A 25,357-nucleotide genomic window follows, 5' to 3' on the forward strand; every position below is an offset into this window, starting at 1 on the left:
TAGGGCACAAAAAAGGGAGATTTCCCATATGAAAACCTCCCCTTGAAAAAACTATTTAACGTAAATCAACTGCCTATTCCCGACTAATCTTCCCCAGTCCTTCAATCGATTGATCCACTTCCGGATCACCCTGATAACTGATTTTTCCCATGCCCTGCATATCTGCCTTCAACAGCTTATTCACCTTTAACGACGCGACTCCCAGACCTTCGATGCGCACCACTGCGGTATCCGTTTCCAATGCCGAAGCCTTCAAATAAGCGACCCCGAACAATTCAGAATCCAACCTGTTAGCCACCCCCTCGATATCGTAAACAACTCCCCCTTCACCTCTGAGGTGAATCGTTTCAGCTTTCAATTTTAAATTAATGTTAGCGCCACCTTCAACCCGAATGTCCAAATCCTCCATATCGAGAAATCCATCGGAGTGAATGCTTGCACCGCCTTCAATTCGTACCCGGCTGAGATCGTTGAAGCCAATAACCAAATTGGGGCTGCTCATGCTAAACTTGTCGCGTGACAGCTCCAACCAACCGGTCACCGGGTCCGTTTTTACGTTAACACTTTCCAGTGTTTCGGGCAAGCCTCTCATCTGCAGAAAAGGTTCATTACGTTGCTCTAGCAGAATGCTGAAGTTGCCCCTCACATAGATTTTGTCGAAACTTTCGACCGGGACTTCTCGCTGTTCCTCTTCTGCAACTTTAGAATAGTGGCAAGCCACGAAGGAATAGCAAACCAGTGAAATAATAATGATGTAAACAATACGTCGCATAAGCTTATCAATTACACGTCAAATTTAAGCGAATGCAACGGCTGATTGTTCAGTCAATCGATGAATGAAGGAAATTAAAAGGTAAATGGCGGGATTCGGAATCACGATTTTCTCGACATGTAGTCGCGAACAAGAATTTTGAAGTACAACAATGTGTATACAAGCACAACGAAAGCAATCCCCCAAATGGTCCAATCCACTGTTTTCATGTCGACCGGCAATCCCGCGGTGATGTAACGCAGCACCATCACAAAAACAAGCAACAAAAACATAAGCAGAACCATCTGATGTCGTTTACGGCGCACGGTAAGCATGGCCAAAACTCCCCAAACCACTGCAATTCCGCCGTATGCTAAAGCCAGAGTTGGATAACCATCGGTGTAACTCAGAGCACCGGCAATCAAAGGAATCAAGGCTACGAAATACAGAATACGTTGCAGGCTCTTAATCAATTTCAGGGCATTTTCCGGCTTCGAGAGACGTGGGAAGAATGCAAATCCAGCTTTGGGGCTGTCGGCGGGCACCTCCGCCCATTCAAGTCCCCGCTCAAACGCCACCTCCCGGGCCGCATCAACAGCCGCTTCCTGGTAATCTTTGGGGTGCTGCAAAACTGCCAGCAATTCTTCGTCTGAGTAGTTCTTATAGCGAGTTACCAATTCTTCTTTCTCTGGGAAATCCATAATCTTCGTTTTGTGGTAAAATTAACGGTTTCAACTGTATTAACGGTGTGTTTGCTGATTTTGTTGAGCCTCCACAAGAAATCGGGAGCCTAACAAAAACAAGAGCGGAGAAGATATTGATTCTTCACCGCTCTTGTTTTTATTCTGGTTGAAATCTTATTCCAATAACTCTCGCGCCGTTTTACGGGCTGTTTCCGAAGCGTTGGACCCGCTCAGCATTTGAGCCAGTTCGTCGATCCGTTCGTCAACTCCCAATTGGCGAATTGACGTGTAGGTGCGGTCTGCTTCATCGTATTTATACACCTTAAAGTGATGCTCTCCTTTACCGGCAATCTGCGGCAAGTGGGTAATATTGATAATTTGCACATTGGACGCCATTTGCTTCAGGATGACACCCATTTTCAACGCCACCTCTCCGGAAATTCCGGTGTCGATTTCATCAAAAATAATTGTCGGTAGTGCCTTGCTGTCGGTAATCAAGGTTTTCAGAGCCAACATCACCCGCGAGATTTCACCACCCGAGGCTATTTTGGCGATGTCCTGCGGTTGCCCGTTTTTATTGGCGGAGAATGTAAAGCACAAATCGTCGGTTCCAGACGGGCCAGCCTGCGGCATGGTTTCAAAGCTCAACCGGAACACAGCATTGGGCATTCCCAGCTTTTGCAACACATCTTCCACCGATTCAGTAATCCGTCCTGCCACCGCCTGACGACGTTCGCTCAACTCTGCAGCCTTCGTGTTGACGTCTTCCTGAAGCGCTACCAGCTTTTGCTCTGCCGCTTCAATCTCGTCGTCAAACGACGCTATTTGATTTATCTTTTGATCGTAGTCTTCTTTCAGCGCCAACAACTCCTCCACTGAACCAACCCTGAATTTTTGCTGCAAATTATACAACAGATCCAGGCGTTCTGAAACCAATTGAATGCGATCCGGATCGTGCTCTGTACGCTCTGCAACATCAGAACAATCAGCCACCAGGTCTTTTAGTTCCAAATAGCACGACTCCAGCCGCTCAGCCACTTCTTTCGCTTTTGGCACAACTCCGCCCAACTTGCTAAATTGGCTCACATTGTCTTTTAGCTTCACCAACAAGCCCAATTCCTCACCATCCAAATCTTCGGCAAATTGCCCGAAGGTCATTTTAATATCCTCGGCATGCTCCAGTGTTGACTGCTCTGCTTCCAGATCCTGCTGCTCGTTTTCCTTCAGCTTGGCCTCATCCAGTTGCTGAAACTGGAACTGGAAATAATCCAAATCCGCTTTCGCCTTTTCGGCTTCTTCCTGCAAATCCCGCAACACCTTTGCCTGTTTCTGGCTCGCCCTGAAACTTTTCGCGTATTCAACCAACAACGTTTTATTATCAGCAACCAGGTCTACCAAATTCAACTGAAACGACTGGTTTCCCAACTCCAGATTCTGGTGTTGCGAGTGGATGTCAATCAAGCGCAATGCTAAATCCTGCATCACTTTCAGATTCACTGGCGTGTCGTTGATAAATGCGCGCGACTTACCGGCAGGGCTAATCTCGCGACGCAAAATTGTTTGGTCGTCGTAATCCAGCTCCTCTCGTTCAAAGAAGTCCTGAAGTCTGTAATCTTTTATATTGAAAATACTCTCTACAGTACATTTGCGCTCCTTGTCCTGCAACACGTTCAGGTCGGCACGCTGCCCCATCACCAGTCCCAAAGCGCCCAACACGATCGATTTACCGGCGCCGGTTTCACCTGTGATAATATTGAAGCCCTTGTAAAACTGAATATTCAGTTCGTCGATAAGAGCATAGTTAGAAATATGCAGTTCTAAAAGCACGGGGTGTTTATTTTATTCGTTATTTAAATTGAAGGTATTGTCCTCCTTAATCTTCTCATACTTCGTTCCGTTCGAAGGATCAATCTCATTCAGGATGGCCAGCACACGGTTCTTTTCATCCGGATAAGAACCGGAGAAAATATTCACCAACTCATCCGCTTTGGCATCAAAGAAAATCGGAAAAATATAAAGGTTTGGCCGATTGCGGAACAAACGTTGCAGCAAGCGCAATGACTCCGCAATTTCACTTCTTCCTTCTTCCAACCGATCGCCCATTTTGTCCAGGCCGAGGCGGTGATAGCGGTAAATACACTGACGGAAACCGGAATAAGAACGATTCAGTATATTCTCGATCAACCAGTAACGGTTGCGCTCACTTTCATAAGCTTTCCAGCCCTCGTAAATGCTGTTTTGCGAATTATTCACAATTTGCTGAGCCTTCTGAAAATACTCAGTGCCACCTTCCGGCGCAAACGAGTCGTAATCCATACCCAAAATAATGTAGGCATAGTATGCCATCAAACTGGTCAGGTTGTCACTGTTCGATGTTTCGTTGAATTCCATGGGTTGAAACTCGACATAGCGAACGTGAAAATCCTTATCCTTAATATTCAGTAGTGTCGTTTCGTAGGAAGCACCATAGACTGGCCGGCGCAACTGCACAGTCATCGAACCTTTAAACTCGTCCGACGAAACTTGCTCGTCCAGTTGAATGAAGATGTTGCATTCGATCCGCTCATCAATGTCATAAACATGATCCGTCCATTTGCGGTTGTTCATGAACTCGTACAAATCAGCCTGCATTGTTCTGAAAACATTGCGGTTTGCGCCCTGAATTTTGGACGACGAAATGCTGATATTGCAGCGCAGTTCCTGGGCCGAAACATCAGAAATACCGATTAAAAACACAACAAGCAGACAACTCAAATTCTTCATAGCAGAATATTAAGGCGATGAAGTAAAATTAAAATAAAAACCGGAAGTCGTAAAGCTTTTTACAAGCTGGCTGTAATTTGCGCTACAATGTCACGAGCCACTTCCGTCTTCATCTTTAACTGAAAATCAACGGCTTTATTGTCTTTTGTGAGGATGGTAATTTTGTTGGTGTCCACGCCAAAACCAGCTCCTTTATCCTGAAGCGAATTCAACACGATAAAGTCCAGATTTTTGCGTTTCATTTTATCCAGCGCGTTCGACTTTTCATCCTGGGTTTCCAAAGCGAAACCAACAAGCAACTGGTTTTCAGTCTTCAGTTTTCCAAGGCAGGCAGCAATATCGTCGTTTGCTTCCAACTCAATGGTCATGTCGGCGGCCGTACGTTTTATTTTCTGATCGGCTGGATATTTGGGTCGGTAATCGGCCACGGCAGCGCACATCACGGCGCCGTCAACTTCAGAAAAAACATCCAATGCAGCCTGCTTCATTTCTTCGGCTGACACCACATCAACACGCTTGATATTCGGATGATAACACTTCAAGCTAACCGGTCCGCTAACCAAGGTTACTTTTGCGCCTTGTTCGGCCAATTCTTCGGCCAAAGCAAAACCCATTTTGCCTGAAGAGTAGTTACCGATAAACCGAACCGGGTCGATTTTCTCGTGCGTAGGCCCGGCAGTCACCAGGAAATGTTTATTCAGAAGTTTTTTTTTTCCGTTGAAGAAAGTGACAACTTCTTCAACGATCTGTTCGGGCTCCTGCATCCTCCCCTTTCCGTGAAGGCCACTGGCAAGCTCACCTTCCCCGGGTTCGAGAATAATGTTACCGAACGATTGCAGTTTTTCGAGGTTCTGCAAAGTCGAAGGATGTTGAAACATATCCAGGTCCATAGCAGGAGCAATCATTACCGGGCACTTGGCCGACATGTAGGTTGTTACCAACAAGTTGTCGGCAATACCAGTCACCATTTTGCCCATGGTTGCTGCCGTTACCGGTGCAATGAGCATCAAATCGGCCCACTGTCCCATATCGACATGCGAATGCCAGGTACCGTCGTTTGCAGCGAAAAATTCCGATGCAACAGGTCTGGTCGACAAGGCACTCATCGTAACCGGGGTAATAAATTCTTTGGCTGCAGGTGTCATCACAACCTGCACCTCTGCTCCTTCTTTCACTAGTAACCTTAAAAGATAAGCTGCCTTGTAGGCAGCTATACTTCCGGTCACACCTAAAATGATATGTTTTCCTTCAAGCCTCATAAAGGCTGTGTATTTTAATTATAATCCTTTGCGGTTTTCTTTGGCAGGATTACGGTGATAAATTTGTTTTTGTTTGTATTCTTCGCAAGCTATCAAAGTTGGCTTAGGCAAGCGCTCGTAGTACTTTGAAATTTCAATTTGCTCACGGTTTTCAAATACCTCTTCCAAATTATCAGAGTACGATGCAAACTCTTGCAACTTTTGGCTCAGCTCTTCTTTCATTTCAGAAGAAATCTGATTCGCGCGTTTTGCAAGAATCATAACAGTTTCATAAACGTTTCCGGTTTGAGCTTCCAATTCTGTCAAGTCTCTTGGAACGGTCGTACCTTCAGCTTTGATTTTTTTGAAATCCATATTCTAATTTAATTAATATCCTCGTTGTAATGTAACTCTTCAGCCAAGGTTTCATAGAACTTTTCGGCTTCCTTCCGGTACTTACTGCCCGGGTATTCGTCGACAAAGGTAAAATATTCATCTAAAGCATCACTCAAACGAAGCTCTTTTTTATCTTCTACCGATCTGATTGCCAGATAATATTTTGCACGAAGCAGCATAAACATCAGGTCTTCCCGGTATTTTGTATCCGGAAAATCCTTCAATGAGTTAGTCAAAGCCACTGTTGCAGCTTTGTAGTTTTCCAGGTCATAATACAATTTACCAGTCAGGTATGACTTGTAAACCAACTTATCACGCATCTCAATAATCAAACGGTTGGCCTCTTCAACTTTATCGCTGTTCGGGTAAAGGTTGATGAAAAGCTGCAACGCGTCAATCGCTTTTTGAGTTACCTGCTGATCCAAACGTGGTTTCGGCGATTCTTCGTAAAAACAATATCCAATCAGATACTGAGCTTCTTCACCGTATTTACTTCTCGGAAATTCGTTGATCAATGTGCGGAACCAGTGTCCTGCCATCATGTAATCACCCATTCCGAAATAACTTTTCGCATAGTAATAATAAATTTCATCAGCCTTGCTGGTACCACGATAGATGTTTACCAGTTCCTTCAACAAGGTTGATGAACGTACGTACTCACCATCTTCATAATACTCGAGTGCTTTCTTGTATTTGAACTCATAGTCAGTACTTTTCACGATTTTATTGAAATCGCTGCATGCCGTTGTTAACAGAATTAACAACAGCCCAATAGGTCCGTATTTCCTCATACTTTTTAGCATGGCTGCAAAGATACATTTTTATTCATAACTGAGTTGTAAATTAAATAAGAAAAGTCGTTGATTCGAAAGCTTTAGTATATTTTAACAGATTTGGAGAGTGTTCAAAAAAAGCTACATTTGTAGCCACTAATTTTAAAGCATTCAGAAGTGGATATTTTTGATAAAATTAAAGCCAATCAAGGAGAAATCGGTAAGTATATGAAGCAGGCACACGGTTACTTCGCTTTCCCAAAACTGGAAGGTGAAATCGGGCCTCGCATGAGATTCCAGGGCAAAGAAGTCTTGAACTGGAGTTTGAACAACTATATCGGCTTGGCCAACCATCCTGAAGTCCGTGAAGCTGACGCTAAAGCAGCAGCTGACTGGGGGCTTGCCTATCCGATGGGTGCTCGTATGATGTCGGGACAAACCAACCAGCACGAACAATTAGAACGCGACTTGGCTGCCTTTGTCGGCAAAGAAGATGCCTTCCTGTTAAACTTCGGTTACCAGGGAATGGTGTCAATCATCGACGCGCTCTGTGGACGTAATGACGTGATTGTTTACGACAGTGAAGCTCACGCTTGTATTTTGGACGGTGTTCGTTTGCACATGGGTAAACGTTTCGTCTTCCAACACAACGATATGGACGGACTGCGCAAACAATTGGAACGCGCTACTAAATTGGCCGCAAAACAAGGCGGTGGTATTTTAGTGATCACTGAAGGTGTATTCGGTATGTCAGGCGACATGGGTAAACTGGACGAAATCGCAGCTATGAAAGACGAATTTGAATTCCGTCTGTTGGTTGACGATGCGCACGGTTTCGGAACCATGGGTGCTACAGGTGCCGGTTCAGCAGAACACTTCGGCGTGATGGACAAAGTAGACGTCCTGTTCAACACATTCGCAAAATCAATGGCGCTGATCGGTGCTTTTGTGGCTTGCGAACGCGACATTTGCAACTACCTGCGTTACAACATGCGTTCACAAACTTTCGCCAAATCGTTGCCAATGCCATTGGTTATTGGTGCAATGAAGCGTTTGGAGTTGTTGAAAAATACGCCTGCATTGCGTGAGCAATTGTGGACTGTTGTAAATGCACTGCAAGGTGGTTTGAAAGAAGCCGGTTTCGATATTGGCCGCACAAACACCCCTGTAACTCCGGTTTACATGAAAGGTGGCGTTGTTGAAGCAACCAACGTTGTTGTCGACCTGCGCGAAAATCACGGTTTATTCTGCTCAGTGGTGGTTTACCCGGTAATCCCGAAAGGTGAAATCATCCTGCGTTTGATCCCAACAGCTATGCACACTGTCGAGGATGTTGCCTACACAATCGAAGCGTTCAAAACCATTCGCGAAAAACTGGCTAACGGTGAATACCGTGGCGAAGCGATTCAGCAAATGGGTGCTCTGTAATTCGAAACAGAATTATTACCTCATAAAAAAAGCATCTGCCATTTGGCAGATGCTTTTTTGTTTGTGCTCTGTCGAGCTTATGCATTTTTTTCCGACAAATAGCGTTCTGCATCAATAGCAGCCATACAACCAGAACCAGCAGCAGTCACCGCCTGGCGATAGTGCGGATCCTGAACATCACCACAGGCAAATACACCAGCCACGTTGGTTTTTGAAGTACCCGGATTGGTTTTGATATAACCAACCTCATCTGTATCGATATATTCAGCCACAAAATCAGAGTTTGGTTTATGTCCGATTGCCAGGAAGAATCCGTCAATTTTAATCGTTACTTCCTCTTCATCTGCTTCACCTTTGTTTTTCCACAGTGTAGCACCTTCAACAACGCCGTTACCAGTTAAACCTTTTGTCTGGTGTTTCCAAAGGATCTCAACATTTGGCGTTTTCGCCACGCGATCAGCCATTACTTTCGAAGCACGCAACTCATCGCGACGAACGATCAAATATACTTTGTTACAAAGACCTGCCAGGTACATTGCCTCTTCAGCAGCAGTGTCGCCACCTCCAACTACCGCAACATCTTTTCCGCGATAGAAGAAACCGTCGCAGGTTGCACAAGCCGAAACACCACCACCGGCATATTTTTGTTCGTCTTCAAGTCCAAGATACTTCGCTGTAGCTCCGGTAGCCAAAATCACCGTTTCCGCCTCAATCAATTTTTTACCGTCAATCCATACTTTATGGATCTCACCCGAAAAATCAACTTTTGTTGCCAAACCGAAACGAATGTCTGTTCCAAATCGAGCTGCCTGACTTTTCAAATCTTCCATCATTTCCGGCCCAGTGATACCGTTCGGATAGCCCGGGAAGTTTTCAACTTCAGTGGTTGTAGTTAATTGTCCTCCCGGCTGCAGACCTTCATACATTACCGGGCTCAAATTAGCACGTGCTGCATATATCGCAGCAGTATAGCCTGCTGGTCCTGAACCAACGATTAAACACTTCACCTTTTCCGCATCCCCTTCCGGAGTATTCGATTTCTCGCTGCCGCTAAGATCTAATGATTTGAACATGACTTGTATATTTTTATTTTCTGATGCAAAAATACACTTCAATTAGCTATTTACAATATCGAGTTATTCAATAATACTAACATGTCCATAGATTTTGGTTATCAAAAAATGAAGCCATCTATTTTTGTTTTTTATTTTGAAGTCATGTTCGGAATGTTTATTTTCGCAGCACTTTAATCGGGATGTAGCGCAGCCTGGTAGCGCACTCGTCTGGGGGGCGAGGGGTCGCAAGTTCAAATCTTGTCATCCCGACAGATTGAAAGATCAAAAAACACTAAATGCCTATAAATCAAATGATTTATAGGCATTTTCTATTTTACATAGGTCAATATAACCCATAAAAAACCAATGTAAATGTGAACAAAACGGTGAACCAAAAAAAAATTTAGATTTGGTTCACCAGAAACATACTAACACTCTGTACTACTGCAATATACAGAAATAGTTTTTGGTTCGATTTGGTTCATTTTGAAGACGTTTTGAGCAGGTTTCTGTGAACAAAAAGGTGAACATGAATTAAATAAACTTAAAAGCTATGAACAAGATCAACACTTTTGGTATCCAATTCGTCATTCGAAAACATCGGATCAAAGACGGGAAAGCCCCTATTTATGCGCGTATCACGGTGAATACAAGCCGTTGTGAGCTGTCAGTCAAAAGAAGAGTCAACATAGACAATTGGAGCAACGGTAAAGGCATGGCCAAGGGCAAAGATCCCGACATTGCCCGGCTTAATTCTTATTTGGAGCAAGTACGTTCCCATCTTACAAACCACTATCAAGACCTGATAGCCAGTAAGCAAGAAGTCACCGCCGAGACAATTAAAAATAGATTTATGGGAATTAGTGACTCCGAAAAAACATTGAAAGAGCTAGTAGAATACCATAACTCCTACCAGGATGAGAACCTAAAATGGGGAACGCTAAAAAACTATTTCACAACCGCCAAGTATATCGATGCCTTTCTGAAGAAGAAATACAACAAGGACGATATTTACCTCTCCGACCTTAATTACAAATTTATCGTTGATTTCGAATACTACCTGAGAAAGAATAAACCGACAGATCATCAACGACCGATGGAGAACAATGGAGTAATGAAGCATCTTGAGCGATTTCGAAAGATGATTAACCTGGCGATCCGAATGGAATGGCTAGACCATAATCCCTTTGCAGCACACAAACTTCGCTTCAAAAAAGTTGAACGCGAATTTTTAACAGAGCTCGAGTTAAAATCAATCGAAGAAAAACTGTTCCGGATTGAACGACTGGCACAAGTGAAAGATATTTTTCTATTCAGTTGTTACACCGGACTAGCTTATATCGATGTAATGAAATTAGGTCCCAGTCACATCCATCCGAGCACCGACGGCATGAACTGGATATTCACTCAAAGAGAGAAAACGCTAAACCCGGTAAGAATACCAATTCTAAAACAAGCTGAAAGATTGATCGACAAATACAAAGACGATCCTAAAGCAATATCCAAAGGCACTTTATTTCCGATGATATCCAACCAAAAGCTCAACAGTTATTTAAAGGAGATTGCGGATCTGTGTGGAATAACAAAAAACCTTACATTTCATGTAGCCCGACACACATTTGCGACAACCGTCACTTTATCCAACGGGGTTCCTATTGAATCTGTCAGTAAAATGCTAGGACACTCAGATCTTAGAACTACTCAGATTTATGCCAAGGTCGTGGAAAAGAAAATCAGCAATGATATGACTATGCTTCAAGAAAGATTGACAAATAACCAACGAGAAAAAAATCCGAAGCAAATAGGCACTAAAGCATGATTAAAAAAACGGAGGCTAATCAGCCTCCGTTAATTGGTTACCTGTTCGTGTTTTTATCCAACTATTCTCGCCAGATTGATGTTCCAAAATGTAATCGACAGCTTTCTGAGCCATGGAGGACGCAATCAACAGCATCTTCTTATCTTCCCTAAACTTGCGAATCCAGCTTTTGATGTATGCAGCACTGTTATCTATCGTAGCATTTTGGATACCTGTCAGGTAACATAGAAAGGACGCTCCCATCTCGGCTACAAGTTCTTCCTGGCTGTAGCCCTTGGAATTGAATCGATGATCGGGTAGTTTTTCATGTCTTCCGGTTCGGTTGATATGCCCCGTTGCGTGGCAACATTCATGGTATAGAACGGCGTAATACTGTTCATCCTTAAAAAAGGTTCGTGGATTGGGCATTCCAATATAATCCCCGGAAGGTGAATAGAAAGCATGTGACTGGTCAAACCTGATTTCAGGACAATCAGTCCAACACTCGATAACTTGTTCTGCCTGCTCAATCGGGTCAAAATCATGGTCATGAGCTTCTGATGACGGTATCTTACTTTCGTCAATACCTCCGGTCTGCTTCAGGTTGAAAACGGTGTAATACCTTAGAAACGGAACTTGGTCAATACTCCCATCTTTTTCTTCTTTTTCCAATATTTTCCAGAAAACAACAGGGAAGCCCTTCTCCCCTTTCAAAATATGACCTCCAAGTTCTTTGACCTGGTTAAAGGTTAGGAAATACGGTGATCCGAATTTGTCTGCGACGGTCAGTAATAGCCAGAAGTTGAATCCCCGGTAAAGTTTACGGTGAATCATATTCTGCGGTAAACCGTTGTCTACCTTCCATGGCATCTGCCAAGGAATAACACCTTTTTCCAAACGTTCAATAATCAGGTTGGTAACCATTTCATAAATATCAAATGAAGATTTCATAGGAAAGCGCCGATGCCCTTCGGACTTATTTTGGCACCCTCTTGAACCAAGGGAATCTCTGGCACGCCATTAAACTTAAATTTTTGGCGTACCTCAATTGAGCTGTCCCGGATTAGGTCAACGGGGTGCATGTCATTCCGATAATTATCGGAATGAACGCATCCGAAGGAAACGAGCCACGAAAAGCCTGCCCGGCTTGCGCGGTCAGACGGGCGAGTTCCCCTTTACCGTTCCGGGAAGCGTAAATAACTTTGTCAGAAATTTGAGTGTAATAAACCAACAAGAAGAATACCTATGAAAAACAGCGTCTTTGACTTTCACAAAATCATGGAAAGAACTTAACGAAAAAACGAAAGCTGGGAATCATTGTCATTAAATCGAAAATCATCTGCCAGGCAACTAACGCCCTAAAAAATCATTCTCCAACTAGTTGTAAAATACGAATAAAAAAAGGGGAAATTCCCCTTTCACTCAATCTTCCCCTGGCAGCATGATAAAAATTGCTGGAGCTGGATTATCAATATCATGGGCTGAAACAACAGCCTTCAACGTAACCAACCGGGTTTCAGGCTCCGGTTGGAGTTCCCGTTTCTCATTATCCAGCCAACTCATTCCTGCCGGAAGCTGGAACAGTACCTTGAAAAACAATAATGCTCCGCCTTTTGATTTTCGAGCCTGAACGGCGAACATAAACAACAAATCCCGCAACCTTCCATCCAAATCCTGATGATTCTTTCCAACACAAAATTCAACAGCTCAATCCCCAAAGAGCTCTTGTCCTCACCGATTGTGAAATCTTTATTGACCAACCAAGACCTACTATATTTATATCATTTGGTATCAGGAATAGACAGATCGAAAATATTAAAAGCTATTAATAAAGTAACTTTATTTTCTCCTTCCTATCTTGATCCAAATGAATTTTACATTCTTCAAATGAGGGTCTGGATAATGTTGGACGAATATTATTAGAGAAGCCGTATGGCTCTTTTGGAATGCCTAAAAAATTCAAATTACACTCACCGTCGGAGTCTTCATCATGAAACAAACAGACAGCATACTCACCGGATGTCATATTGGTAAAGACAAAAACAACAGTATCACCCTCCACATTTTTAGTATCAACTTTAAATTCACGCCCCTTTTCCAAAAAGAACCGGGCACCGTCAAACACTCCAACACGAATTTGGCCTTGGTGTTTTTTAATATTGGTTACTTCAATGGTTAGCTCATAGCTACTTGCCCAAACTGTGAAACTTAGCAGCATCCCCATTAGTAGCCAGAAAATCCTTTTCATCCGCTCAAATCATTTTTAGACACTTTTCCTATTTCTCATTAGCCAGCCCCAAGCGTTCGCGCAACTGCCGTTTCGTTTCTTCCAATTGCTTTTGGTAAGCCTGCTCTTTGGTTTGTAGAACCTGCATTAGTCTCAACTCAGTTTCGGTCTGACTAAACTCCTCTCCCTTTTCGGGCAAACGTCTTAAAACAGTCATCTTATCGGTCCAATAAGGTATTAAAACATCAACAGTATTCGTTAATCGTTTGTCGAACGCCAGGTCGATCCATCGAACAGTACTCTCCAAAACAACCGGGTCGATACAATTGCTATCAACAACCGGCTTAAACCAAAGGAAAAGGTCTTGTGCGCTTATACGTTCCACAGGAGCTCTTTCGATGTATGCATCAATTTTTCGCGCATATTCATGCCAATCTTCTTGTTGCCTCAGCGCACTTATTCGCAGCTTCTCCACATACAGTTCGGGTGAATCAAATGTAATCTCCTCCATCTGCTGTTGCAACGTTAAAAGCACATGTTCATCGATACCACTCCCTGGATTCACATCGCTTAATAATTTATTGGAATATCGGAAATAGATGTTTTTGAACGCCCGGTCTACTTCTGGCTGCCCAAACTTCTGTATATATGAAGTCTTGTTTTCAACCAAATATTCAACAGCAGGTAAGAACGGATCGTCCACCTCGCTTTGAAGCAGACGAAACACTTCGGGACTCTCGTATTCGCTTTCTGGCAGAAGAGATAAATATTGTCGGGCCACCTCTTTGGAGCGCGAATCTGCGGTTTGTATTAAGTAGTCAAGAAAAGCCTTTGCGGCTTTGGAATTGGTTTTATCGTTCTGGTAGTTTTTTTCCAATTCCTTGTTGAAGTTGCCGCCACTTAACGCTTCTTTGGCTTCTGCCATCAATTTTTCAGCTGTGCGAAAACCGACCACCCGATGAACCAATCGATCTTTGGCATCGATCCAAAGTAAACTGGGATAGGCACCAACATGATACTGCTTGGCCAAATCAATTCCTTCTCCTTTTTCACAATCAATTTTGATAGCGACAAAATTATCGTTAAAGAAATCGGCAACGTCCTGTTGGGTAAATATTTCGGATGATAAACGTTTACAGGGGCCGCACCAAACCGTGTAGCAATCTATAAAAATGAGCTTCTTTTCTTTCTTTGCCTTCGCTTTCGCATCAGCCAACGTTCCATGGATGAATGCAATGCCATCATTGCTCTGCGCAAACGAGCAAAGCTGGCTTGCGACAAGAATAACAATAATCAGGATTTTCTTCATTTCTTAAGTACTTTCGTATTCAACTATCTACTGTATTACTACGTCCGATCAATCAAAAATCTCTTTCAATTTGGCCTGCAACTCTTCCCCCCTGAGATTCTTACCTATAATTTGCCCTCTGGGATCAACTAAAAAATTCTGCGGAATTGACTTAATGTTATAGCGGGCAGCCACTTCGTTTTGCCAACCTTTCAGATCTGACACCTGCGTCCATGGCAGCTGATCATCTTTAATCGCTTTCATCCACTTTTCTTTGTCGTTGTCTAGAGACACTCCCAGGATTTCCAATCCTCTGGGATGATAGATACTGTAGGCTTCACGCACGTTCGGGTTCTCACGACGACATGGCCCACACCACGATGCCCAAAAATCAACGAGCACATAATTTCCACGAAAATCAGAAAGACTAACCGGTTGTCCATTCACATCACTCTGAGTAAAATCCTTTGCAACACTATTCAAACTGGCACTTTTCAATTTTTCGAGCAGCGTTGCATAGTTTTTTCCTTCGGGGCTATTTTTTATCTCCGATGATAATCCCGCATATAAGGGCGCAACTTCTCCATACTCAGGAATCTCACCACCAAAAGTCGTCAAAGCATCAAGGCTTATGATACTACTGGGATTCTCACGAATAAATTGAGCCAGTATTTTTTTCTGTTTGGCAAAGTTCTCTTCATCCTCTTGGTCAATAGCAGCTACTGCGGCATCTTCCTGTTGCTTGTCACGAGGCAAAGCATCGTATCTGGCATGAAACTTCTCTTTCTGGTCGATCAGTGGTTTCAACTGTTTTTTCAATCTGTCATAATCCATGGTTGCTTGGGCACCGCTTACCGCCGCCTGAGAGATTGAATCTGTCAGACTAACAACTTCCGTTGTTCCCGGCATCAAATAAATTTCCAGTTGATCTGCGTTTTTCGGGTTAATCCCTTTTCCTTCTTTATCGACAAATAAGTTTACTTTGACTGCCTTCTCCAAGTCACCGGAAAATTCAAAAGCCCCCTTATCGAGTCCAAGCGACTGAAAAACAATCTTACTATCGGGACTTAGGTAGAACAAGTGCACTTTCGCTGGCGCAGACAGCATTCCAACTTTTCCAACAATCTTATATGATCCGCCCTGCACTGAAAGGTTAAAAAAGACAGCTAAAAACATCAATGGAATGAAACTCTTCATTTAGTTTGATTTGAAAATTAATATTTGCTTCCCTGCCCAACTCCCACGATTCATGTATCTTCCTTCGGTTAAGAAGAAACAGATAGAATTGCTGAGTGAAAAGATTCACCCAGCAATTCGAGAAAGGGAAGGGAGAAACTCTTACTATAATCCGGAGATTCAGAATTCAATCCACCGGAAAATTTAAGTTCCCGAGGGATAATAAATTCCACAAAACCCGGGACTATTTCATGTTATGGATTTTGCGTCCAACCGGGATTGAACGATAGAATTTGATTCGGGACCTGCAAAACGTAGCGATCACCAGTTGGTTCCAGGGTACTGATGAGTTCTTCGGCTGCGTTGTAGCGATAGACTGTTTCCATCCGTCCTTCGGCAGCCATCCGTCTCATGTCAAACCAGCGCAGACCGCTAAACGGGAACTCCAATTCGCGCTCAAGTAAGACCTTCTCAAGCACTTCTTCCTGATCAACTGATTCGAAAGCGACAAAATCGTCTGCTTCAAAACGTTTCTCGCGCACGGTATTTAAATTATCGCAAGCTTCAGTCAGTTTGTTATTTCGTGCATCAGCTTCAGCAATAATCAAATACATTTCAGCAACATCAATCCCCCAATTGGAATAGAAGTTAACCCCGGTCTCAACTCCTAATGGGTCGTAGCTAACTTGTCCCCGAGTTGTGAAGGAGTAATCACTATAGCCTTCATATCGAAATGATAAGCGTAAATCAGTTGTATCATAGGCCTGTAACAAGCTAAGAGAGGGCGTGATTCCAGTCGCTGAGGACGACGCATTCTTGGGTCTTCTGGATAAAATGGCATCCCTTCTCCGCAACAGATCGGATATATTCCCCTCATCAAGCACATAGATTTCATTCGGGCCATTGTCTAAAGCCAGTTGAGCATTTTCTTCGGCCAACGTATAATTTCCCATATACAAATACGTGCGAGCTAACAAGGCATAGCCCGCTGCAGTGCTTCCCCGATATCGATTGGTACTGTTGTCATCCGGCAAACCGGGCAACGCATCCGTTATGTCGGTTAAAATATGATCATACATCTTTTGAACCGTACTTCGATCAGGAGTAGCTTCCGTTACATCAACTGACGTAACAAACGGCACTGCCAGATCTTCACTCGCAGTTTCTTCATTGTACACTTTCCCGTAGAGGTTGGTTAAATCCAGATAAATCAAAGCCCTCCCCAGCAAAGCCTCTGCTTTGAGTGATTCTCTTTCGGCATCCGTCCCTTCGGTTGCATCATCCACATCTTGGATTACGGCATTGTAATAGTAAATTTTACTATAGGCCTCCGACCAAATAGGCGATGAATTTGTATTGTCTGTCAACTGATCAGCCCAAACATAGGCTCGCTCATAAATTGTATTGATATCATCATCAATATCATAATAGTCCCGATGATCAGCGAAATAAGATAGCTCAATAATTCCCGAAAAATGGAGGGTTTCGTTATCTAACCACAAATCATAGTCTTCAACGGTTTCCAATAACTGCTGTCCCTTTGGTTCAATATCTAAATACTTGTCGCAAGATGACAACAGAAAAACAAGGAAAACGGCTGGCACAATAGCCATATACTTATTCTTTTTCATTGTTTTAATTTTTACTGTTAGAAACTAAAGTTTAAGGCAAATGTGTAAGTCGGGGTAATATACTTTTTGGCATAGCTCCCCATTGCCTTGCTATAATTCTGATCATTCAAAGCAAACGTATAAACGTTGTGTGCCTGCGCCCGCAGTTCAAGGCTTGAGACTCCAAGTTTGCGAACAAATTCAGAGCCTGATAAGCTATAACTTGCAGTAAGGTCGCCCAACGTGAAATAAGCTCCGTTTACCGTATACCGATCGGTTGCGGCATAGTAGCTATCATGCCCTGCGTTGTATGCCGGAAGCATATCCGGATCCAGTTCATCACCTGTCTCGCGCCAAAAATTAAAGGCACCAGCCAAAGGTCTGGTTCCTCCTGGGGTTGGAACCGGGATTTTGGTTACAAAGCCACCATAGAAACGACACATCGCATAGAAATAGAAATTACCAACATCAACCCGGTTACTTAAACCAATGTTGTATTTAGGGATAGTCGTACCCCGATATACGACATCACTTTTCCCCTTGTCGTTTTCATCAAAATGCTTTGTATTTCCATCTGCATCGTAAATCAGCACTGTTCCATCTTCGCTGTCTAAGCCTGCATACCGGTAATTAAAGACAGACCCGATGGCGTAACCTTTTAAATAATTGGTATTCCCCATCGCGTAGGTATAAGATTTACTAGTCGACGTAATCTCATTATCATACACTTCCAATATCTTACTGGTGTTATAAGAAAACACGAAGCCAGTATTCCAGTTAAAGCGCTTTCTTGTAATCCAGTCTGCGTGGAGCATGATCTCAAAACCATTATTGCGCAAAGAACTTTCATTGACAATCGCTGTACTCACACCTCTTGTTGGGTCAATTTTGTTATTCGCTAAAACATCCGTACTCTTCTTGATATAGTATTCCAGACTTCCTGAGATATTTTTGAAGATACTGAAGTCCAATCCGTAATTGATATTCAGGGTTTGTTCCCAACGTAACTTGCTGTTGGCAGGAGCCGAAAGATCCAACGTTTCCATATCCGCATAATCACTGTTGTATGAGCTTGAAGCAATAATCTGAGGCAAAGAGTTTTTAGCCACGTTCCCATTAAAACCAACGGCGGCTCTTAGTTTCAAGGATTTAATCCAGTCAAGATCCTGCATGAAAGTTTCGCGATGAATATTCCACGCCGTACCAACCGACCACAATGGCTTGTATTTATACTTTGGATTTGTACCAAACAGGTTTGACTGGTCAACTCGAATACTTCCGGTTAATGAATATTTGCTTTTAAAGGAGTACACCAGATTCGAATAGAATGATAAGAACCGATTCTCTGTATAGGCCTGGTTAAATAATGTACTTAAACTCAGAGTCGGGTTTGCATTAGCATATTCCGTCGGAAAATCGGTCAGTAAAGAGTAAAAATCAACCGCTTGCAACAACAGGGTCTGATCATTGTACCCCATATAAGATGCCAAGCTGGATTCAGAAACTTGCTTCCTTATTTCTCCCCCCATGATCATATTGATGGTATGGTTTTCAACAACCTCTTTATTAAGGTTTACTTGCCCTCGTAATGTAAATCCGTTGGTCGAAGCTTTGTTCTCCTGTAAGAAACTGCCTTTTGGGAAATTGTAAACCAAGAGACCATCGTTATCGGTTGTTGTATATCGATTGACATATTCGCGCACTTCTGACGAATTTTCATTCGCCAAATGCCTGGTATCGGTTTTTGATGCTTCGAAAACACCGCCGATATTCAAACTGACTGCATCTGATATCTTATAATTCAATGTTGCATTAATCCGCTGGCTTAAAGCACTGGTGTTATCAGAAATATCTTTCATATCCTCGAGCGGATAATACATATTGTCCATCAATCCTTTCCCCAGCAGATAGTCATTGTAGTAGGGATTAGCCAAAGAGCCGGAATAAGTAGCCAGAGCGTTCCCATCTTCATCTTCAAATCGCTCGTAGGGATAGAACGTAGAAATATCAGGGACTGGATGCGATATTGCACTGCTTTTTGAGAATGTATTATCCACTAAAAGCGAGAGACGATCGGACAAGTTGAAAGTTGCCCTTCCCGAAAGGCTAAAACGTTCGTTGCTGTTTGTAACCGACTCCAAATCACTTTTGGCGTAATTAGCTGTCAGGTAATAGAGCGTTTTCTTGTTACCGCCCGAGATATTCAAATTATATGTCTGGGTAACCGCATTTTGCAAAAACAAACGACTGTAATCATCAGTATTGTTATATGATTTTAGTGCATTCAGTTTTTCTTCTGCTTCTTCAGCCGTGATAGCACCACCCGCTTTTTGAGCCAGAATCACCATGGGTTCAGGATAAGTTACCTGAGCTGACAACGCAGGAAAGTTCATGGAGAACCAATAACCGGCAGCCAAAGATCCTCTTGTCTCTTCCATAAAATCGATAATATTGGCAGAGGCATCATCATCCCAACGATAGCGAGAGTAATTGGTCTTCGGTTTTACGCTCAGTGTTGATCGAAAATCAACCCGAACTTCTCCAGGTTTGGCATTTTTCCGCTCAATAACGATTACGCCGTTAGATGCTCTTACCCCATAAATAGAGGCTGCTGCAGCATCCTTTAAAACGGTAACGGACTCAATCTCATTCGGATTAATGGACTCAAGCGAAAGCTCTGTAGGGTAGCCGTCAATTACAATTAACGGGTCTTTGTTTCCATTGATGGTCGAGATTCCCCGAATTTGGAAAAGGCTATTGCCTTCAAAAGTCACATCGTCATTTATCAACAGACCAGGTATCTTATCCTGCAAACCATCTAAAAAATCTACCGTGTTTATCCGGCTGTCATATTCTTTCATCTGAATTGCGGCAACACTACCGGTACTATGTTCCGGCCTGATTTTTTGGTATCCAGTACTGATGACATCAATATTGCCTAGCTCCGAAACTTCCTGTTCCATCACAATTTTAACATCCATCGGCTTATCGCCAATTGTTATCTCGTGATTTTTCATGCCAACGAAACGAAAAACAAGTGTTTTGCCAACAAGTACATTCAAAGCAAAGCGTCCTTGTCCATCTGTGGTTATCCCCCTGGATGTTCCTTTGATTAAAATATTGACACCGGGAAGGGCCAGACCTTCGCTATCCATAACCACTCCGCTTACTCTTACATCCGACGACACCTGCGGTTGCTCTTCAATCTTTCGGATGTAGATAATGTCGCGATCGACCTGATACTGATAACCGGTATTTTCGAGGCAACGCTCAAGTGCCGTCTCAATGGTGGCATTTGTGAGGTCAACACTAATTCGGTTTGCACCCTCAAAAAAAGCTTCATCATAGACAATCGAAAGCCCGGTCTCACGAGACAATCGATTAAGCGCCTCCTGTACAGTTACATTCTCTACTCTAAGCGTCACGCTCTGTGCCAATGATGAAGCACTAAGTTGAAACGACAGAACTATCAATACGAAAGATAGTTTCATACTCACTAAAATTTTCAGCCAACGGCAATAATTCTTCTTTTTTAAATGCATAACTTTGCATGGTTTTGGTTAATAATCATCTGAAATTCAACTAAAACAAGATTTATGTCGGGATAGGGTCGCATCTATCCCGACAGTTTTTTTCGTTATTTTCTATAATTTGCTGATCCGAGCCCCTGGCTAGAGGGTCTCTTTTCGGACTCGTTTAATCACTAAAACGCTGTCATTTTTCTCGTAGTAAATTCCACTTCCCCCCAAAAGGTCCAACAAGCGAGTTAAACTTAAGCGGTTACTGATCCGGCCTCCAAAACGCTTGTCCAAAACGCCTTCTTCTACCCGAATATCAACGTCATACCATCGGCTGATTTGCTTAACTATTTCAGGCAAAGTGGCATTGGTGAACTCAAAAAATCCTTGTTGCCAAGCCAATACCTGGTTGACATCAACTTGCGAAACTTTAATTTCCGATTGCAAATTGCCAATCGAAGCCTGTTCTCCAGGAATAATACGCACCGAATGGGCCTGATTATAAACCTGCACAGAACCTTCAACCAGTGTCGTTTTTATGAACTGGTCATCGTTATAAGCCGAAATGTTGAAATGAGTTCCGAGGACCTTAACGTCAACCCCACGAGCAGTCACGACAAAAGGTTGATTCGGATTCTTGGCAACTTCGAAAAAAGCTTCTCCCGTTAATTCGACTTTACGAATAACGCCATCGAATCGCGCAGGATAAGTAATTGATGACTCCGAGTTTAACCAGACTTTCGTACCATCAACCAGTGTCAATTGGAACTGATTTCCCCGATTCGTATAAATTGTATTAAAATCAACGAGCCCTTTCTCAGGTGGCATAGCATCGGTGACTTGATAATTGATGGTCGTCCCGGCTTTACTAATCAATACGTTACTTTGAGCCAACACACCACCACTACTCATTGTATCCAGTTCGACCTTCATCCCATTTCCTAAAATTAGCGTTGCCGCTTGCCTTCCTGGTGGAATATCAATCACTGCTTCAGTCACAACTTGTGAGTCAGGAATCGACTTCCTATTGTCCAGCAAAAACCATAAGCCTAAAGCAATAATCAGCACTGCAGCTGCCGAGGCATATTTATAAACTCCAATTAAGGATTTCTTAGCCTTTTTCGTCACATCATTCTTTCGGTTGGTGCTGATGATGTTCCCCAACAACCGTTCTCTTAGCGCGTCAGAATCAAGATCCTTGGTCCATTCAATTGCTTTTTGTGGATTTTGATTATACCAGTCTTCGAGCTCTTCTCTTTCGTGCGGAGAAATTGTATTATTCTTCCACTTGTATGCGAGTTGTTGTATTTCCCTTTTAGTTTTCATATGAACCTTCATGTATTGAATACAACTAATAGCGTGCAAAACTTAGATAATCCCTTACTCGCCTTCCCACTTTTTTTAAAAAAAATTTCGTTGGCTATAAATCGTTACAGATAGACCACTATAGGAGAGCACTTTGCGACAACGAAGACTCCAAATTCGAATAATCATTCAGACAGTCGATTGTCGAAAATCTTAACATTTTAATCAGAACAATCACACTTGTCAATCGTTATGTCACTCAATCCGTGGAAAAATATTTCCTTTGTGATTTAGTATTTCTTTGGGGGAGGGAATTATGGTTATTCGAAGAAACTATGAACACGATACAGATAAGGTACTCTTCGACCTTTTCAATAAAAAGGATGATTCTGAAGCTTACACTGAACTCTTTAATCGTTATTGGGAAAAATTAATTTTTATCGCTGTGCAACGGCTGGAATCAGAAGAAGAAGCAGAAGAAATTGTTCAGGAAGTGTTTATCCGCTTGTGGGAAAGAAGAGGAAAGATTGAATTGAAAAATTCATTCCATACCTACATTGCGTCTTGTATCAAATATGAAATCTATTCCAAATTGGCTTCAAAACAGAAAGAGCTTCATCTGAACCTGGAGTCGGCTGCCCTATTTGCATCATCTGGAAATACGACGGAAGAATGGCTCAACTTTCATCAGGTTAGGCAGGCTATTGAAGAATCTGTAAAAACCCTACCGGAGAAATGTCAATTGGTCTTTAACCTGAGTCGAAATGAGGGATATTCCCAAAAGCAAATCGCAAGTGAGCTAAACATTTCAACAAAAACAGTTGAATCACATATATCTAAAGCATTACGTACAATTAAGCTATCCATCCAAAATTTTCTATTTACACTATTCTAAATCAATTAAAGCTGAAAACTTCTACGGAATCGGGACAAAAGCGAACCACAGAAAATCAAGACATCCTTGGTTATTTTTCGATATGACTTTAGACTATCTGCACACCTGAAATTATGTCCCGGAAGGGGAATTATGATTTGCCTCCAGCCAATCCAGAACTTTCGACCAGTTTGAATATTAACAACCACGAAGATCTCTGCCAATCATTCGATGCTAGGCTCTTAACGCCCTCCGATTAATAAAATATTAAATACAAAAGAAGCACGTCAAATACTAAAATTATTTCATATATTACACTATATGTGAATACGATACAGCAAATTTATTTTTAATAAGTTCATTCCCTAACCGAAAATCATTTACACCTCTGCACTTTTTTCCGGCACTAAATTAGAATACAATACATTGACAGATTTTAATTCAAGAGATACACTTGAAATCACCGAATAAAACTATCATCAATGGGAAACACTAGCACAACAGACTGCCAAGTGAAAGCTGACAACCCGCATGCTCTTTTTACGTTGGTTGCTTACCGGGGAGAAGGTATGCTCTTATTGGCAATGAACTGGAAAGCTGGAGAACCTCCGAAAGATTTTGTTGGATTCTCAATTGAATACAAAGAACCAAATGGTTATAAGTATTACGCTTTAAAAAACCGACTTTCATTTCTGGAGGAAAACGGAAAGCCTTCGAAAGAAAGTATTTCCTCACTTCTTGCCCCTTTTCAAAAGTTTCGTTGGATTCATTTCCCCAGGAACGCAAATATGAAAGGTAACTTTACATACAGGGTGAGCCCTGTCTTCATGAACATCAACAATGAATTAAGCTATGGTGAACCGCAGATTGTTTCTATTTCTCTGAGTAATGAAACATATCCCAACAAACTTAACGTGACCTTTACAAGAGGATTTGTATCATCTCAAGCTTTTGTCAACAGATATGAGTCTGAAGGCGGAATTCCGGCACTGCTTCCGACTTCTTCTAAAATTGGGCTTGATTTCACACCAACACACCCAAAAGCGCAACAAGCATTAGCTTGGATGGGATTTGAAGCAACAGAAGAAATACTTAAGCTTCTGGACGATGCGATTGATGATGAAGATGCAGAAGTGAGAGTCGTAGCTTACGATATCAATCAACCAGATGTACTAAAAAGATTAATCCAACTGGGGCCAAGATTAAAAATCATTATTGATAACAGTGGAGAGCACGGCAAAGATGATTCTGCAGAAACAAAAGCGATGACCGTTCTGATGGAGTCTGCTCATGCCGAGGTAAAAAGACATCATATGAGCGGTCTTCAACACAATAAGACCATTGTCATTGACGGACCAAAAGTGAAAGCTGTGATTTGCGGCTCCACTAACTTTACATGGAGAGGCTTCTATGTACAAGCAAACAACGCTGTAATCATGCGGGGAGCCAAAGCGATTAAACCTTTTATGGAAGCCTTCGAATACTATTGGCAATATGACAAAGCAAAAAACTTTGGGCAAACTCAGTCAGCGCAGTGGACAGATATTGCTTTAAATAACGTGGACGTGAAAGTTTCCTTCTCTCCTCATTCGAAAGACAATGCCTTATTGGACGAAATTGCCCATGACATCGAGCACAATACAAACTCCAGCTTATTTTATTCGCTCGCATTTCTATATCAAACATCAGGTTCCATCAGAAATGCCGTGACACAACTAACAAACAGCGGAGAGACCTTTATTTATGGAGTCTCGGACAAAGAAGTCGGTGGGCTGGACCTTCAAAAGCCTGACGGCAGTGTATTACCTGTTTATCCGTCTGTATTATCTAAAAACCTGCCTGAGCCATTTAAATCAGAACCGACTGGCGGACGTGGCACCAGAATGCATCACAAGTTTGTGGTTATAGACTTTGACAGACCTACGGCAAGAGTCTATTTTGGTTCTTATAATTTTTCCCCTACAGCTGATACTAAGAACGGAGAAAATCTCTTATTGATAAAAGATCAGCGAATAGCTGTATCATACATGATCGAAGCATTGAGGATATTTGATCACTACCACTTTAGGGTTGCTGCAAAAGAATCACAAAAATCTGGAAATATCTTATTCTTGCAAAAGCCTCCTAAAGTTGAAAACGAAAAAGCATGGTGGGAGGAATATTATACTGACAAAAAGAAGATAAAAGATCGTTTACTATTCTCTGCAAAATAACATATTTGTAAGAAATGAAAGCAGACATCGATCGAATAACTATTCAGACTTACAAAGAATCACGATACCGCAACTTAATCTACATTGAAACCTAGACATATTCATTTGTTGCTTACTCTTATTGAATAGATTGCAAGGGGAACGTGGCAGCGGGATTCTTATACCCTACCTGATCCGAGAAGCGATCAATAACTTTCGATAAATTGAGGAATAATTATTCGCCATTCTCACGCCTTAATTACGCCCTACTTTCGGCTAGAA

The 25,357-nt window shown here is 42.4% G+C and carries 20 protein-coding genes and 1 tRNA gene; 5 read left to right on the forward strand and 16 right to left on the reverse strand.

The window, feature by feature from the left end; translation table 11 throughout:
* Positions 1–73: 73 nt before the first annotated feature.
* From BC643_RS05730 to BC643_RS05760, 7 genes are all read right to left on the reverse strand, one after another.
* Positions 74–772: a GIN domain-containing protein gene (locus BC643_RS05730; RefSeq protein ID WP_120272184.1), complete on the reverse strand. Its 699-nt coding sequence runs from the start codon at positions 770–772 to the stop codon at positions 74–76.
* A gap of 101 nt (positions 773–873) precedes the next feature.
* Entirely contained in the window at positions 874–1,452 is a 579-nt protein-coding gene (locus tag BC643_RS05735; protein ID WP_120272185.1) for a hypothetical protein, read from the reverse strand.
* A 156-nt stretch (positions 1,453–1,608) separates the two neighbouring features.
* Positions 1,609–3,261 (reverse strand): DNA repair protein RecN, encoded by a 1,653-nt coding sequence (recN, locus tag BC643_RS05740; RefSeq protein ID WP_120272186.1) that lies wholly within the window; start codon positions 3,259–3,261, stop codon positions 1,609–1,611.
* Positions 3,262–3,273: 12 nt separating this feature from the next.
* The gene (porD, locus tag BC643_RS05745) at positions 3,274–4,197 is read right to left on the reverse strand and encodes a type IX secretion system protein PorD (protein ID WP_120272187.1); all 924 of its coding nucleotides are present in this window, start codon (positions 4,195–4,197) and stop codon (positions 3,274–3,276) included.
* A gap of 59 nt (positions 4,198–4,256) precedes the next feature.
* Positions 4,257–5,456: a bifunctional phosphopantothenoylcysteine decarboxylase/phosphopantothenate--cysteine ligase CoaBC gene (gene coaBC, locus BC643_RS05750; protein WP_120272188.1), complete on the reverse strand. Its 1,200-nt coding sequence runs from the start codon at positions 5,454–5,456 to the stop codon at positions 4,257–4,259.
* Positions 5,457–5,474: 18 nt separating this feature from the next.
* Positions 5,475–5,810, reverse strand: coding sequence for a DNA-directed RNA polymerase subunit omega (locus tag BC643_RS05755; RefSeq protein ID WP_120272189.1), 336 nt, complete (start codon positions 5,808–5,810; stop codon positions 5,475–5,477).
* A gap of 8 nt (positions 5,811–5,818) precedes the next feature.
* Complete coding sequence (locus BC643_RS05760; protein WP_120272190.1) at positions 5,819–6,622, reverse strand: outer membrane protein assembly factor BamD; 804 nt, start codon at positions 6,620–6,622, stop codon at positions 5,819–5,821.
* A gap of 159 nt (positions 6,623–6,781) precedes the next feature.
* On the opposite strand from BC643_RS05760, the gene BC643_RS05765 reads away from it, so the two are divergent.
* A complete protein-coding gene (locus tag BC643_RS05765; RefSeq protein WP_120272191.1) occupies positions 6,782–8,032 on the forward strand; it encodes an aminotransferase class I/II-fold pyridoxal phosphate-dependent enzyme in 1,251 nt (416 codons plus the stop codon).
* 77 nt (positions 8,033–8,109) lie between these two features.
* On the opposite strand, the gene trxB is transcribed toward BC643_RS05765, so the two are convergent.
* Positions 8,110–9,105 (reverse strand): thioredoxin-disulfide reductase, encoded by a 996-nt coding sequence (gene trxB, locus BC643_RS05770; RefSeq protein WP_120272192.1) that lies wholly within the window; start codon positions 9,103–9,105, stop codon positions 8,110–8,112.
* A 178-nt stretch (positions 9,106–9,283) separates the two neighbouring features.
* On the opposite strand from trxB, the gene BC643_RS05775 reads away from it, so the two are divergent.
* Both BC643_RS05775 and BC643_RS05780 read left to right on the forward strand, forming a co-directional pair.
* Positions 9,284–9,357 (forward strand) — tRNA-Pro (locus tag BC643_RS05775).
* A 283-nt stretch (positions 9,358–9,640) separates the two neighbouring features.
* The gene (locus BC643_RS05780; RefSeq protein ID WP_120272193.1) at positions 9,641–10,906 is read left to right on the forward strand and encodes a site-specific integrase; all 1,266 of its coding nucleotides are present in this window, start codon (positions 9,641–9,643) and stop codon (positions 10,904–10,906) included.
* 15 nt (positions 10,907–10,921) lie between these two features.
* Here the strand turns inward: BC643_RS05780 and BC643_RS05785 are convergent, their stop codons facing one another.
* The 8 genes from BC643_RS05785 to BC643_RS05820 all read right to left on the reverse strand — a co-directional run bounded on the left by BC643_RS05785 (position 10,922) and on the right by BC643_RS05820 (position 22,030).
* The gene (locus BC643_RS05785) at positions 10,922–11,836 is read right to left on the reverse strand and encodes an ArdC family protein (RefSeq protein ID WP_120272194.1); all 915 of its coding nucleotides are present in this window, start codon (positions 11,834–11,836) and stop codon (positions 10,922–10,924) included.
* Between the two features lie 471 nt (positions 11,837–12,307).
* On the reverse strand, positions 12,308–12,556 hold the full coding sequence (locus tag BC643_RS05790) for a hypothetical protein (RefSeq protein ID WP_147377147.1): 249 nt from the start codon (positions 12,554–12,556) through the stop codon (positions 12,308–12,310).
* Between the two features lie 154 nt (positions 12,557–12,710).
* The gene (locus tag BC643_RS05795; protein ID WP_120272196.1) at positions 12,711–13,133 is read right to left on the reverse strand and encodes a DUF2141 domain-containing protein; all 423 of its coding nucleotides are present in this window, start codon (positions 13,131–13,133) and stop codon (positions 12,711–12,713) included.
* A 28-nt stretch (positions 13,134–13,161) separates the two neighbouring features.
* Positions 13,162–14,421, reverse strand: coding sequence for a thioredoxin family protein (locus BC643_RS05800; RefSeq protein WP_120272197.1), 1,260 nt, complete (start codon positions 14,419–14,421; stop codon positions 13,162–13,164).
* Positions 14,422–14,469: 48 nt separating this feature from the next.
* Entirely contained in the window at positions 14,470–15,597 is a 1,128-nt protein-coding gene (locus tag BC643_RS05805) for a TlpA disulfide reductase family protein (RefSeq protein ID WP_120272198.1), read from the reverse strand.
* Positions 15,598–15,830: 233 nt separating this feature from the next.
* Positions 15,831–17,207: a RagB/SusD family nutrient uptake outer membrane protein gene (locus BC643_RS05810; RefSeq protein ID WP_120272199.1), complete on the reverse strand. Its 1,377-nt coding sequence runs from the start codon at positions 17,205–17,207 to the stop codon at positions 15,831–15,833.
* A gap of 17 nt (positions 17,208–17,224) precedes the next feature.
* Positions 17,225–20,677, reverse strand: coding sequence for a SusC/RagA family TonB-linked outer membrane protein (locus BC643_RS05815; protein WP_170154467.1), 3,453 nt, complete (start codon positions 20,675–20,677; stop codon positions 17,225–17,227).
* Between the two features lie 180 nt (positions 20,678–20,857).
* Positions 20,858–22,030, reverse strand: coding sequence for a FecR family protein (locus tag BC643_RS05820; RefSeq protein WP_170154468.1), 1,173 nt, complete (start codon positions 22,028–22,030; stop codon positions 20,858–20,860).
* Positions 22,031–22,325: 295 nt separating this feature from the next.
* Between BC643_RS05820 and BC643_RS05825 the strand changes: the two genes are divergently transcribed.
* Both BC643_RS05825 and BC643_RS05830 read left to right on the forward strand, forming a co-directional pair.
* The gene (locus tag BC643_RS05825) at positions 22,326–22,904 is read left to right on the forward strand and encodes an RNA polymerase sigma factor (RefSeq protein WP_120272202.1); all 579 of its coding nucleotides are present in this window, start codon (positions 22,326–22,328) and stop codon (positions 22,902–22,904) included.
* Positions 22,905–23,365: 461 nt separating this feature from the next.
* Positions 23,366–25,096 (forward strand): phospholipase D-like domain-containing protein, encoded by a 1,731-nt coding sequence (locus BC643_RS05830; RefSeq protein ID WP_120272203.1) that lies wholly within the window; start codon positions 23,366–23,368, stop codon positions 25,094–25,096.
* Positions 25,097–25,357 lie beyond the last annotated feature (261 nt).

This window comes from Mangrovibacterium diazotrophicum (assembly GCF_003610535.1).
Taxonomy (GTDB): domain Bacteria; phylum Bacteroidota; class Bacteroidia; order Bacteroidales; family Prolixibacteraceae; genus Mangrovibacterium; species Mangrovibacterium diazotrophicum.

Excerpts from the sequence above, each read along its gene's own strand:
- BC643_RS05730 (WP_120272184.1), bottom strand. The coding sequence starts at position 772 with ATGCGACGTATTGTTTACATCATTATTATTTCACTGGTTTGCTATTCC.
- BC643_RS05735 (WP_120272185.1), bottom strand. The coding sequence starts at position 1,452 with ATGGATTTCCCAGAGAAAGAAGAATTGGTAACTCGCTATAAGAACTAC.
- porD (WP_120272187.1), bottom strand. The coding sequence starts at position 4,197 with ATGAAGAATTTGAGTTGTCTGCTTGTTGTGTTTTTAATCGGTATTTCT.
- coaBC (WP_120272188.1), bottom strand. The coding sequence starts at position 5,456 with ATGAGGCTTGAAGGAAAACATATCATTTTAGGTGTGACCGGAAGTATA.
- BC643_RS05755 (WP_120272189.1), bottom strand. The coding sequence starts at position 5,810 with ATGGATTTCAAAAAAATCAAAGCTGAAGGTACGACCGTTCCAAGAGAC.
- BC643_RS05760 (WP_120272190.1), bottom strand. The coding sequence starts at position 6,622 with ATGAGGAAATACGGACCTATTGGGCTGTTGTTAATTCTGTTAACAACG.
- trxB (WP_120272192.1), bottom strand. The coding sequence starts at position 9,105 with ATGTTCAAATCATTAGATCTTAGCGGCAGCGAGAAATCGAATACTCCG.
- BC643_RS05780 (WP_120272193.1), top strand. The coding sequence starts at position 9,641 with ATGAACAAGATCAACACTTTTGGTATCCAATTCGTCATTCGAAAACAT.
- BC643_RS05785 (WP_120272194.1), bottom strand. The coding sequence starts at position 11,836 with ATGAAATCTTCATTTGATATTTATGAAATGGTTACCAACCTGATTATT.
- BC643_RS05795 (WP_120272196.1), bottom strand. The coding sequence starts at position 13,133 with ATGAAAAGGATTTTCTGGCTACTAATGGGGATGCTGCTAAGTTTCACA.
- BC643_RS05800 (WP_120272197.1), bottom strand. The coding sequence starts at position 14,421 with ATGAAGAAAATCCTGATTATTGTTATTCTTGTCGCAAGCCAGCTTTGC.
- BC643_RS05805 (WP_120272198.1), bottom strand. The coding sequence starts at position 15,597 with ATGAAGAGTTTCATTCCATTGATGTTTTTAGCTGTCTTTTTTAACCTT.
- BC643_RS05810 (WP_120272199.1), bottom strand. The coding sequence starts at position 17,207 with ATGAAAAAGAATAAGTATATGGCTATTGTGCCAGCCGTTTTCCTTGTT.
- BC643_RS05815 (WP_170154467.1), bottom strand. The coding sequence starts at position 20,677 with ATGAAACTATCTTTCGTATTGATAGTTCTGTCGTTTCAACTTAGTGCT.
- BC643_RS05820 (WP_170154468.1), bottom strand. The coding sequence starts at position 22,030 with ATGAAAACTAAAAGGGAAATACAACAACTCGCATACAAGTGGAAGAAT.
- BC643_RS05825 (WP_120272202.1), top strand. The coding sequence starts at position 22,326 with ATGGTTATTCGAAGAAACTATGAACACGATACAGATAAGGTACTCTTC.
- BC643_RS05830 (WP_120272203.1), top strand. The coding sequence starts at position 23,366 with ATGGGAAACACTAGCACAACAGACTGCCAAGTGAAAGCTGACAACCCG.